Annotated in this window: 10 protein-coding genes and 2 pseudogenes; 4 read left to right on the forward strand and 8 right to left on the reverse strand. The window is 56.8% G+C overall.

All coding sequences use genetic code 11. From position 1 onward, the window contains the following. The 5 genes and pseudogenes from F0169_RS18285 to F0169_RS18305 form a co-directional block, all read right to left on the reverse strand. Positions 1–615: pseudogene (locus F0169_RS18285) on the reverse strand (lipase family protein); the annotation flags it as partial. A gap of 11 nt (positions 616–626) precedes the next feature. Beyond that, positions 627–1,346 carry a hypothetical protein gene (locus tag F0169_RS18290; protein WP_152747261.1) on the reverse strand — a complete coding sequence of 240 codons (720 nt, stop codon included), beginning with the start codon at positions 1,344–1,346 and terminating at the stop codon, positions 627–629. A gap of 105 nt (positions 1,347–1,451) precedes the next feature. Continuing rightward, positions 1,452–2,171, reverse strand: coding sequence for a hypothetical protein (locus F0169_RS18295; protein ID WP_152747262.1), 720 nt, complete (start codon positions 2,169–2,171; stop codon positions 1,452–1,454). Positions 2,172–2,635: 464 nt separating this feature from the next. Then, a pseudogene (locus tag F0169_RS27510) lies at positions 2,636–2,944 on the reverse strand (type VI secretion system tip protein VgrG); the annotation flags it as partial. Between the two features lie 480 nt (positions 2,945–3,424). Continuing rightward, complete coding sequence (locus F0169_RS18305; protein ID WP_152747264.1) at positions 3,425–4,240, reverse strand: SDR family oxidoreductase; 816 nt, start codon at positions 4,238–4,240, stop codon at positions 3,425–3,427. A gap of 267 nt (positions 4,241–4,507) precedes the next feature. On the opposite strand from F0169_RS18305, the gene F0169_RS18310 reads away from it, so the two are divergent. Both F0169_RS18310 and F0169_RS18315 read left to right on the forward strand, forming a co-directional pair. Then, complete coding sequence (locus F0169_RS18310) at positions 4,508–5,089, forward strand: flavodoxin (protein ID WP_172979476.1); 582 nt, start codon at positions 4,508–4,510, stop codon at positions 5,087–5,089. A gap of 183 nt (positions 5,090–5,272) precedes the next feature. Then, on the forward strand, positions 5,273–6,409 hold the full coding sequence (locus tag F0169_RS18315; protein ID WP_152747268.1) for a metallophosphoesterase: 1,137 nt from the start codon (positions 5,273–5,275) through the stop codon (positions 6,407–6,409). A 19-nt stretch (positions 6,410–6,428) separates the two neighbouring features. On the opposite strand, the gene F0169_RS18320 is transcribed toward F0169_RS18315, so the two are convergent. Next, positions 6,429–7,424, reverse strand: a complete 996-nt coding sequence (locus tag F0169_RS18320) for an aldo/keto reductase (RefSeq protein WP_058413263.1) — start codon at positions 7,422–7,424, stop codon at positions 6,429–6,431. 148 nt (positions 7,425–7,572) lie between these two features. Between F0169_RS18320 and F0169_RS18325 the strand changes: the two genes are divergently transcribed. Then, complete coding sequence (locus F0169_RS18325) at positions 7,573–7,773, forward strand: hypothetical protein (protein ID WP_152747266.1); 201 nt, start codon at positions 7,573–7,575, stop codon at positions 7,771–7,773. A gap of 492 nt (positions 7,774–8,265) precedes the next feature. On the opposite strand, the gene F0169_RS28075 is transcribed toward F0169_RS18325, so the two are convergent. Both F0169_RS28075 and F0169_RS18330 read right to left on the reverse strand, forming a co-directional pair. Next, positions 8,266–8,400, reverse strand: coding sequence for a hypothetical protein (locus F0169_RS28075; RefSeq protein ID WP_259642483.1), 135 nt, complete (start codon positions 8,398–8,400; stop codon positions 8,266–8,268). 268 nt (positions 8,401–8,668) lie between these two features. Continuing rightward, entirely contained in the window at positions 8,669–9,607 is a 939-nt protein-coding gene (locus F0169_RS18330) for a LysR family transcriptional regulator (protein ID WP_152747267.1), read from the reverse strand. A 109-nt stretch (positions 9,608–9,716) separates the two neighbouring features. On the opposite strand from F0169_RS18330, the gene F0169_RS18335 reads away from it, so the two are divergent. Continuing rightward, complete coding sequence (locus F0169_RS18335) at positions 9,717–11,216, forward strand: CoA-acylating methylmalonate-semialdehyde dehydrogenase (RefSeq protein WP_122250287.1); 1,500 nt, start codon at positions 9,717–9,719, stop codon at positions 11,214–11,216. The last annotated feature ends 58 nt before the right edge of the window (positions 11,217–11,274 follow it).

The following is an 11,274-nucleotide window of genomic DNA, read 5'->3' on the forward strand; positions in this document are numbered from 1 at the left end:
ACGTACGTAGCTGTACATCGATCGATGCTCAAGCGTGTGCCGGTTAGACAGCAACCCGACACCCTTCAGAGATAACGGCTCTGGACTAAGCCTCAGTTCATCAAGTGCTCTGATTAAGAGGTCATTCGGCGGGTATTTACGTTTAAGGGGCGGCGGTAAATGCGCGCGGTGCTTGACCAAGTCCCGCACTTCCACTTGGATAAATGTGTCTCCCGCTTTTAACGCGGGGTTGTGTTCGGCAGGGAATCCGTCTTTGTGAAAGAAGCGGGTTTGTTCGGCGCGGACTTGGAGTTCGGTGATTGGGAGTGGATAAAATTCACGTTTGATCAAATTGCGGTACAAATCTTCGCTTCCGTCATATGCAGTGTCAAAACTGAGTGCAACTGGCCCACGGTAGCAGTCTTCAATTTTGGCAAACCCTTGGGCGTCTAAGGCTCCGGAATATTTCTGTTCTGCGCTGTCTTGAAGGGTATAAGCAAGACCAGCGTAGGATTTACCATCACCGAACTCGTCCACCAACTGAAAACTTACACGGTGGCCTCTTAACGGGCAGGCAAGCATCTTGTCGCTAAAAGCCGGCTTATGTGAATCTTCCATCGGTTTATACGAACCCATCGGTGATGTCCTTATTCGGTGCAGTTGGGATAGACGGTGCAGTTACTTCCATCAGGCATTTTGAAAGGTATGAAGTCCTTGGTATTTCCCCGGCAAAATCCGTAAAAGTCGTCGGGTCCTTTACCCATACAACGCTTCCATCCATTTGGAAATTTAATCCAACTGTCACCAACTGCTGGAAGCTCTTCTTTCGCCACCGTCAGCACCATTTTCACTGTCTTGCCCGCTAACTGATCACGCTGCAACGCAGCACCCGCAAGATGTTTTTGCACAATGCCGTTAGCGTCTAGCGCTCGGCACTCCAGTATTTTGACGATGTAGCGACGTGGACCTGTAGTGCGGAAAAACCACTGACACTGGCCTTGAAAGATCAGCGGTCCCAAGGTAGGGAAGGCGCGAACTGTTTCTGACGGCTCGTCGCGTATTGATAAACCGGCCCTTTGCAGACTCATCTCCAGTTCACGCTCGCCCCACTTCCCTTCGATGTGTAGCACAACCTTTTTCAGAACCATTGAACAGCCCTTCGCTGTGTCTGTGATCGGTAGCTGCAGTTCCACAAGGTTCGCTGCGTTGCGTTCCTTGCTGCGAAAAGCTTTACGCTTAGAGCACATCTCACCTGATGCTGATTCGTAATGTGTAACCGCACCAACAGTAAAGTTTTCCGGCAATTCAGCCTGAAAAGTAAAACTCTTTGGCTGCACTATCGAACAGCCCGAAATTACCAACGCCATCGCGCTAGCAAATATAAATCTAAGGTAGTGGGGCGTAACGTGTCGTACGCACATCATGCGGATTGCTCCAGTGACATAGGTTTATACGAGCCCATTTTTATGTCCTTATTCAGTGCAGTTGGGATAGACGGTGCAGTTACGTCCATCAGGCATTTTGAAAGACTTAAAGTCTGTAATGTTTTTACGGCAAAAACCGTACAAATCATCAAGTCCTTTCCCCATACATCGCTTCCAGCCAGCTGGAAACTTAACCCAATTGTCACCAACTGCTGGAAGCTCTTCTTTCGCCACCGTCAGCACCATCTTCACTGTCTTGCCCGCTAATTGATCACGCTGCAACGCTGCACCCGCAAGCTGTTTTTGCACAACGCCATTTGCGTCGAGCGCTCGGCACTCTAGGATTTTCCTGATATACCGTTTCGGCCCCGCCGTGCGGAAAAACCACTGGCACTGCGCCTGAAAGACAAGCGGTCCCGAAATAGGAAAAGGGCGAACTGCTTCTGACGGCTCGTCGCGTATTGTTATACTGGCCCGTTGTAAACTCATGTCCAGTTCACGCTTGCCCCACTGCCCCGTTATATGTAGCACAACTTTTTTCAGAACCATTGAACAGCCCTTCGCTGTGTCTGTGAGCGGTAGCTGCAGTTCCACAAGGTTCGCCGCGTTGCGTTCCTTGCTGCGAAAAGCTTTACGCTTAGAGCATATTTCGGCTGATGCTGATTCGTAATGTGTAACCGCACCAACAGTAAAGTTCTCCGGCAGTTCTGCCTGAAAAGTAAAGCTCTCCGTCTGCACTATCGAACAGCCCGAAAATACCAACGCCATTGCGCACGCAAACAAGCCCCGAAAACACTGTGGATTAACCCGACCTAAAACCCTCACACTGATGACTCCCCAGACCAAAACTTCACTTCATTACACAGGCGCTCGAAGTGAACCTGCGGTGCTTCGCCGTTATGAGGTAACCAATTTTTTATAAGCGGCGGCTCAGCTTCATTCAGTTTGCTGATGATCAAAAAATGCACCTGTTCAGGCGCCGACCATCCCCACTCCTGAGCCTGCGAGAGTTGTTCCGTCAGCCACGTGCCGGGGTCGTGGCGTTGGCTGAGTCGCATCAGGTCGTCGCTGTGTTCTGCCCACAGATACCGGTAAATATTTGACCGAAGCATCTCCATCGACAGGCTTGCCGGCACTGGAACATTCAGCCATAGCGGGTCGGCAGGCAGCGGGTGTTCGCCGGGAGCCGGGTCGTGGGCGATTTCCCAGCCTGCGCCGTGCCAATAACACACACTGATTTGCAAGTAGTGCAGAGCCTGTACCAGGGTCAGGTGATAACGGGTCAGGCGCTTGCCGGCTTCACCCACGCACACCTCCTCGATGCGGCCATGAATACCTTCGCCGTTCAGGCCAAACTGCAAAAAAGCCGGCTGACTGAGCAGGTTCTCCAGACCGAAATCAGGGTACTCGCTGACCAGTTCAACCTGGATCGCGTACAAGCTGCTGATGGCTTCGGTGCCGTGAAATGCCAGCACCTTGAAGTCGTTGCGAACAGCGGGAATCACCAACGCGAAGTGCGCAGTATTAGCCAGCGCGTACATGCGCTTATCCTTGATCCGAGAGCGGGGCGCCAGGCAATGCTCATGCCTCTGGCTTGAACACGCTTAAGTGTCGGGCACGCTAACAAACCGGCAAAAAAACTGATGCAGGACGCTTCCGACACGGCCGTGCGACCGTTCGTAAGCCTGCGCCGAAGTCACGTTGCATGACTTGGGCAGATACTCACTAATGCGGCTGCAGATCCCTAAATCTGACGCGTCCGCTGCGTTGGTCTAAATGACCGCTATCGTAGTGGTACGAAGGGGATGTACTTCACATGATCGTTCCCGCGCTCTGCGCGATAATGTCGCTTTGGATGCTCTGCATCCAGCGTTAGGTGAAGTCAATAATACCGGCGCAGTGACGCGGAGCGTCACGGGATGCGTTCCCTCGCGGAGCGGGGCAACGATCGCGCTCTTGAACAACGCCTCGCCTGTTTGAGGCGCAATCGCCTAGATAGCGCTGGCTGAAATGCCGCCGCGTTACTCACCGTACCAATACTGTGCAGTAACGCCGCCATCCATCAAAAAATCGCTGCCGGTAATAAACGTGCCCTCAGGCCCCATCAGCAATGCCGCCACGGCACCCACTTCATCGGGCGTACCACCGCGTTTGGCTGCAGAAGATTCGATCATGCGGCGATACCCATCACCACGCGGGCCAGTGAGCTCATCGCGCGCCAACGGGGTGAAGATGATGCCGGGGCTGATCGTATTCACCCGCGCACCACGCTTGCCCCATCGCACGGCTTGCGCAGCCACGCGCAGTGAGTTGGCGCGTTTGGAAATCTGGTAGGCGTTCAGCGACTCGGTCACACGCTCAGGTTGTAGCATCGGCAACGCGAGCAACGCCTCCGTCGGGGTTAACGCCAGAGCTTTGTTTTGCTCGGCGGTCAGTGCCGGCAAGCGGTGGCCGGACTGCGAGGCGATGACGATTGCCGAGCCGCCTTGTGCGATGACCTCACCAAACAACTCCAGCACCAGGGCCGTGCCATACAAGTCGACACGCAAAATAGTCGCGGGCGCAGCCTGGGAGGGAGAAACACCTGCCGCATGGATGACGCCGGTGATGTCGCCCATGCTCGAAGCCATTCTGACGAGTGCCTGCACGGATTCGCGGGACGACACGTCGACTTCGGCCGTCACGACCTCAAAACCCGCATCGCTCAACACCTTGGCGGCGGCATCCGCGGTTTCGCGCCGCAGGTCTGCGAGTAACACGTGTTTGCCGGCGCTGACACGCCGAGCGATGGCTTGGCCAATTGAACCCGCACCCATTACCACAGTGACTTCAGTCATTTTCGCTTCTCTTGAATGGCTTGACCCCACTCTACGGTGAGACGCACTCGATGATTAGCCTCGCGCCCACGCGCGCCCTTGTGAGTTGAATTCACGAGTAAGCGTGGCTGCGGGATGGGCAGGGCTCTGACCCTGGGCATTGGTGAATAAGGTTCATGAACTCATGTAAGCAGCCGCCGATTATCAAAGCGCGCCCCAACGCTTAGCCTGATGGCTAGCCAACTTCACGCGCTTACGCGGTTAAACCGTCTTCATTAGTGAGGAAACATCATGTCTTTACAGGACCCACTTCGCCGCAAAGTGGTTGCAGCTATCGCCAGCCTTCCACTGATAGCCACAGGCGCGGGCCTCGGCGGGCAAGGTTCGAGTGCGTCGAAAACAAAGGTGTTGGTCGCCTATTTTTCACGTTCAGGTAATACCAAAGTTATTGCAGGGTTGATTCAACGGTCGCAGAACGGCGATTTACTCGAGATACGCCCGGCAGCCGCGTATCCCGATGACTACCTCGAAACGGTTGAGCAAGCGCGTCGGGAGACAGCCGCCGGATTTAAACCTGGTTTAGACCAAACAGTTGCGCATATGGAGCGCTATGACGTGGTGTTTCTCGGGTTCCCGATCTGGGGGCAGACCGCGCCGCCCGTCATCAAAACATTTTTGTCGGAGCATGCATTGGCAGGCAAAACAGTCGTGCCTTTTATCACTCACGGTGGCTACGGGCTGGGCAACAGCCTGGGCGTAATCGCCGATCATGCGCCCGGCGCTCACCTCCTTGAAGGGTTCGTAATCGAAGGGCAGCAAGAACGCAAAACCATGGAGCAAGTGAATGGGTGGCTAAGCCGATTGGCTTAGCTGCGTTGCAGTGTTCAGCAACATCAAACGCCGTAACGTTGTTTCCGCCAGAGGTCATGCAGTACCAAGCGCCTGTTGGGCCTATACACACCGTTCCAGATGAGGAATGGCAAGGTCTATCTCCTGTACTATCAACGCTTCTCAACAATGGCTGCGCCAACCCCTCGGCGGTGTTTTTTTATGATGTTCCACATTTACTTAACCGTTGCCTACCTGTACGTGCTGTGGCGCTTTGTGCTGCCGCTTCCCATCGCAGGTGGCTGGCGCGTGTTGTTGGCCGTGGCGCTGTTCGTCATCTCCAAGTATCACCTTATTCTGATCGCGGTTTACTCGACGATGTTCTCGCCCGAGATGCCGCGCGCCGCCGTCTTGATTGCTGGGTGGCTGTTTTGCGCCTTTGTGCTGGTGTTTGTGCTCACGCTGTTGACCGATCTGGTCAGCGCTGTTGTTGCAGTGTGTCGCAGAATGAAGATCAGCGATGTGTTTAATGCCCGAGTGCGTGGCGCTGTCGCCGCTGCAGCGTTGCTGCTATCAGCCGTGGGTGTTTATCAGGCGGTGCAGTTGCCTGAAGTGCGGCGTGTGGAAGTCACCCTTGAGCATCTGCCGCGCTCACTCGATGGGCTGCGCATCGTGCAATTGACAGATTTGCACATCAGCCGCCTGTTCCAGGCGGAGTGGGTTGAGGGCGTTGTAGCGCGCACCAACGCGCTGAATGCCGATGCGATTTTGATTACCGGTGATCTTATCGATGGCACTGTCGAGGCTCGCAAGAAAGACGTAGCGCCATTGAGCAAACTGAGCGCTCCCTTGGGTGTGCTCGCCATCCCTGGCAACCACGAATATTACTTCGATGTTGATCAGTGGCGCGCAGAGTTCGAGCGTTTGGGCATACGAGTGTTGGTGAACGAGCACGTCGTGCTGCGCAAAGGCGCAGACGCCTGGGTGGTTGCGGGTGTCGCCGATGAGGCCGCGACCCGGTTTGGCCATAAAGGCCCGGACGTAGTTCAAGCGCTTGCCGGCGCACCCGCCGATGCACCGACTATTTTGATGAAGCATCGCCCAGCCGGGGCCGCGGATTCAGCGGCGGCGGGGGTCGGGTTACAGCTGTCCGGGCATACCCACGGCGGCATGATCAGCGGCCTGGATAGGCTGGTGGGTTACGCCAATCAAGGTTTTGTTTCGGGCCTTTATGCGCTCGGCAAAATGACCCTTTACGTGAGCAACGGCACTGGCTTGTGGAACGGCTTTCCCATCCGCCTCGGTGTTCCCGCAGAAATTACCGAGATTGTGCTGCGAGCCGCTCCGGCGCTTAACCAATAGCGCGTGTCAGTTATGCCGCTCAGGCGAATCCTGTCACTGCATGCGGCACGTAAGGCGCCTCAAGGCGTTGGATGTCTTCGTCGCTGAGCACCAGGTCGAGCGCTGCGATGGCATCGTCCAGTTGGCGGGCTTTGGAGGCGCCAACGATGGGCGCTGATACGCCGCGTTTGGCCAACACCCACGCCAGTGCGATTTGCGCCATCGGCACGCCGCGCTCCCCGGCAAGCTGCTCTACAACATCAATCACACGACCGTCTTCAACTTCCGTCGCCTGGTAAAACGACTGCCCGGAGAGGTCGGTTTTGGTGCGTTCGGTCTGTTGCCCATGCGGCCGCGTAAGCCTGCCGCGTGCCATCGGGCTCCAGGGCATCAGCCCTACGCCCTGATCGAGGCACAGCGGGATCATTTCGCGTTCCTCTTCCCGGTACACGAGGTTGACGTAGTTCTGCATCGACACAAATTTGCTCCATCCGTTGGCCACGGCCACCTGTTGAGCTTTGGCGAATTGCCATGCATACATCGATGAAGCCCCGATGTACCTGGCTTTACCTGCCTTCACCACGTCGTGCAGGGCTTCCATGGTTTCTTCGATGGGCGTGTCATAGTCCCAGCGGTGTATCTGGTACAGGTCAACGTAGTCGGTGCCGAGGCGTGTCAGGCTGGCATCGATGCTCGCCATGATGGCTTTGCGCGAGAGGCCTTTATCGTTCGGCTTTGTGGAGCCTTCCCACATGTTGGCCGGAAAGAATACCTTTGTGGCGATCACTGTCTCTTCCCGGCGCGTGAACTCTTTCAGCAGCTTCCCAACGATGGTTTCCGAGGTGCCTGCGGAGTAGCTGTTCGCCGTGTCAAAGAAATTAATGCCGTGCTCTACGGCGTGCTTGATGATGGGCCGGCTCGCGTCCTCGCCCAACGTCCACGGGTGCGTGCCGGCGTCAGGTTCGCCGAAGGTCATGCACCCAAGGCACAGCCTGGAGATGTCCAGGCCGGTACTGCCCAGCTTCACGTATTTCATAACAGCCTCCCTCGGATCGTTGAATCAGCTTAGGTTACAGGTTTGGCTTTTTGGTTTTCACCGTTCGTCCAAACCTTGGCACTCGCAGCGAGCCACCGCCTCTTATCATTAAGCGCGGATTTCCCGAGCGTTGAAACGGTGAACCAGCATGGAAATTAATGAAGATGCTCCAGGCAACCTGTCGCAGCAGGACGTAACGCGCGGCACAGACAATGAAACGGGGCATGACCCTCGGCGTGATCAAAACCCGACTACCGCGCCGCATCATGACGACGGCGCGCCGCTCGAAGAAGATATGTCGGATGTGGACGCTGCCGATTCTGTGGCGAGTGAGCACCCCGACAATTGATCAGCCTCGTGTCAGCGAACCCGGCCACTGCGCCGGGTTTTTTGTCTCTATATTTTGTAGGTTTTCGATCAGCAGGTGCGCTGGCCGCCGAGTCTGACGCCCGTTACGAGCACGTTATTCAATAAACAACCCGTCTGGATCAATAGTTCCAACCGAATTCAGGGTTGCCACATACGGATTCGGCAGCTAACCTGAAAATGTATGAATTGTTACGAATAATTTCGGATGCGGCCTTTTACAGGTTGCGCGACTTCAGGACGAGGAACGAAAAATGTTTTCACACGAAGGTCCCGCACTAGAGCTGTTGTTGTTCATTTTTGGCTTGGCTGGCCTGCTGTTGGTGGTTTGGTTTGTTCACCATCAATACGAACGAAAGAACGGGAAAGGCGTAAAAAAAACAACGAAATCGTAACCCCAATCGCTCGACGTAAACCATTGCGCGAGTGCTGCTGGCGGTCTGCTTTACAGCCTGACCGCCAGCCAAGGCGAGCATCACGCTACGCTGCAGACCCAGCGGTGATTGTGCCGATAGGGCGCACGGGTGAAGTGAACATCCGCCACCAGGTTAAGACCACGCTCCTGTAGCGCTTCGGTCAGTTTTACGAGTGTCTCTGCTTGGATAGTCATGGCTGTTACCTCATCAGATTACTGCGTTCATAATTCTTGACCGGATGGGCAACTGGCTAATTCAAATTTTCTAACGCGTTGATTGATGCGCGGCGTGCGGTAAGCCCGAATCGCAGGCAAAGAAAAGCCCACGATGGGGGCGCGGGCTTAAAGGTGTTCGCTTAGGAGCTGAGTCAAGGCTAGGCGCCCGACTGTGAAAACCCTGTGAAATGTAGACGTGGTGCGGAATTTTTTTTGCAGCACATTGAACATGCCACGGTTTGCCGCGTTACCCGCTAAACCGGAAGCCATCTGATAGTTTCTCCTTCAAATACGCCACCAACGCGCTCACCGATTTGGGCACGTGCGGTGAGTACGGCCGAATCAAGTAAATCTCATCGGCAAACGCGCCCTTGAGCGTCCAGCCTTTAAGCACCTGCACCAGTTTGCCGCTGGCCAGCGCGGCCTGTGCGCTGAAATCCGGGAGCAGGGCGATGCCCAAGTGGTTGAGCGCCGAGTCGCGCAGGGCTTCACTGTTGTTGGTCGAAAAGCTGCCGGAGATAGGCACCGTGACCCGCTCGACCTGTTTGGCCACGCGTTCGAACGTCCAGGCGGGCTGGTCGCTGCCGCGTGGATAGTAGAGGCAGTTGTGCGCGGTGAGGTCATCAGGCTGGCGCGGTTCGCCGTGGCGTTGCAGGTAGTCCTGGGTGGCGACCAACACCGAGGAGGTGTCGCAGAGCTTCCACGCTACGTGGGTTTCCGGCACCTGAAAGCCGTGCCGCACCGCGAGGTCATAACCCTCTGCCGCCAGCGAACTCAGCGCGTCCGACACCTCCAGCTGTATGCGCACCTGCGGGTACTGTTGCAGGAACTGCGACAGGTGCGGCACCAACTGTTGCCGGGCAAACGCCACCGGCGCGGTGAGGCGTACCAACCCGCGAATCTCGCCGGCAGCGTCACGCACCGACGAGAAACTGCGGGCGATGTGCGCGTAGGCGCTGCGCACTTCGCGGGTTAATGACTGCCCTGCATCGGTCAACCGAACGCTGCGCGTGGTGCGGGTTACCAGGCGTGTACCGGTGGCTTTCTCCAAGTCGGAAATACGCTGGCTGACGGCGGATTTACTCACCCCCAGCCGCGCCGCCGCGGCGGTGTAGGTGCCGTGTTCCTCCAGCACCGACAGCCAGTGAATGTGCGTCCAAAGCCCTTCGATCTCAGCCTTTTCCATGATTCTATTGTTCGCCTGTAAGGACAATAAGTTCTGGATTCTGCTCTGGTTTTGAACAAATCGAAAGCCTATCGTGTGGCTCAACGCTAATCACCAGGGACCGATTGCCATGACCACGACCCTTGCGCACTACATCAACGACCAGCGCGTTTCCCGCGATGATCGCTATCAGGACGTCTACAACCCAGCCACCGGCGAAGTGACCGGGCGCGTGGCACTGGCCAGCCGCCAGACGGTTGGTGAGGCCGTCGACGCCGCGCAAGCCGCGTTTGCCGGTTGGGCCGACACGCCGCCGATCCGCCGCGCCCGTGTGCTGTTCGAATACCTGCACCTGTTGCGTGAGCGCAAAGACGACCTGGCGCGCATCATCGTCGCCGAGCACGGCAAGGTGTTCACCGATGCGCAGGGCGAGGTCGACCGCGGTATCGACATCCTTGAATTCGCCTGCGGCATTCCCAACTTGCTCAAGGGCGAGCATTCCGATCAGGTTTCCCGTGGCATGGACAACTGGACGTTGCGCCAGCCCTTGGGCGTGGTCGCCGGCGTAACGCCGTTCAACTTCCCGGTGATGGTGCCAATGTGGATGTACCCGATCGCCATCGCGGCGGGCAACACCTTCATCCTCAAGCCCAGCCCGACTGACCCGAGCGCCTCGCTGTTCATGGCCGAGTTGCTGCGTGAAGCCGGCTTGCCCAAAGGTGTGTTCAACGTGGTGCAAGGCGACAAAGAAGCGGTGGATGCGCTGCTTGAGCACCCACATGTCAAAGCATTGAGCTTTGTGGGTTCCACGCCGATTGCGCAGTACATCTACGAGACCGGTGCGCGCAACGGCAAGCGCGTACAAGGCCTTGGCGGCGCGAAAAACCACATGGTAGTGATGCCCGACGCGGACATAGACCGCACCGTCGATGCCCTGATCGGCGCCGCTTACGGCAGTGCCGGTGAGCGCTGCATGGCGATCTCGGTGGCGGTGCTGGTGGGCGATGTGGCTGACAAAGTCGTCGCCGCCCTGGCCGAGCGTGCCAAGGCGCTGCGCATCACCGACGGGCGCGATTTGAAGGCCGAGATGGGGCCGATTGTGTCGCGCGCGGCACGCGAACGCATCAGCGGCTACATCGAACAAGGCGTGCAAGCGGGCGCGCAGTTGCTGCTCGATGGGCGTGATTACGTGCCTGCCGAAGCGGGGCTGGAAAACGGCTTTTGGCTCGGCGCGACGTTGTTCGATCACGTGACAAAAGACATGAGTATCTACCGCGAAGAAATCTTCGGCCCGGTACTCGCGTGTGTGCGCGTGAATGATTTTGCCGAGGCGGTGAAGCTGGTCAACGACCACGAATTCGGTAACGGCGTCAGTTGCTTTACCCGCGACGGTAACATCGCCCGCGAATTCTCGCGGCGTATTGAAGTGGGCATGGTCGGCATCAACGTGCCGATCCCCGTGCCGATGGCCTGGCATGGTTTCGGCGGCTGGAAAAAGAGCCTGTTTGGCGACATGCACGCCTACGGCAACGAGGGTGTGCGCTTCTACACCAAGCAAAAATCAATCATGCAGCGCTGGTCCGAGAGCATTGAGCAAGGCGCGGAATTTGCGATGCCCGTGTCCAAATAACCATCTATAAGCATCCAAATCCAATGTGGGAGGGGCTTGCTCCCGATGGCAGTGTGTC

The organism is Pseudomonas kitaguniensis (assembly GCF_009296165.1).
Classification (GTDB): Bacteria; Pseudomonadota; Gammaproteobacteria; order Pseudomonadales; family Pseudomonadaceae; genus Aquipseudomonas; species Aquipseudomonas kitaguniensis.

What these genes read in the sequence shown, in the direction of transcription:
- F0169_RS18330 (WP_152747267.1), bottom strand. Translation starts at nt 9,607, where the DNA reads ATGGAAAAGGCTGAGATCGAAGGGCTTTGGACGCACATTCACTGGCTG.
- F0169_RS18295 (WP_152747262.1), bottom strand. Translation starts at nt 2,171, where the DNA reads ATGGCGTTGGTATTTTCGGGCTGTTCGATAGTGCAGACGGAGAGCTTT.
- F0169_RS18305 (WP_152747264.1), bottom strand. Translation starts at nt 4,240, where the DNA reads ATGACTGAAGTCACTGTGGTAATGGGTGCGGGTTCAATTGGCCAAGCC.
- F0169_RS18325 (WP_152747266.1), top strand. Translation starts at nt 7,573, where the DNA reads ATGGAAATTAATGAAGATGCTCCAGGCAACCTGTCGCAGCAGGACGTA.
- F0169_RS28075 (WP_259642483.1), bottom strand. Translation starts at nt 8,400, where the DNA reads ATGACTATCCAAGCAGAGACACTCGTAAAACTGACCGAAGCGCTACAG.
- F0169_RS18315 (WP_152747268.1), top strand. Translation starts at nt 5,273, where the DNA reads ATGTTCCACATTTACTTAACCGTTGCCTACCTGTACGTGCTGTGGCGC.
- F0169_RS18335 (WP_122250287.1), top strand. Translation starts at nt 9,717, where the DNA reads ATGACCACGACCCTTGCGCACTACATCAACGACCAGCGCGTTTCCCGC.
- F0169_RS18290 (WP_152747261.1), bottom strand. Translation starts at nt 1,346, where the DNA reads ATGGCGTTGGTAATTTCGGGCTGTTCGATAGTGCAGCCAAAGAGTTTT.
- F0169_RS18320 (WP_058413263.1), bottom strand. Translation starts at nt 7,424, where the DNA reads ATGAAATACGTGAAGCTGGGCAGTACCGGCCTGGACATCTCCAGGCTG.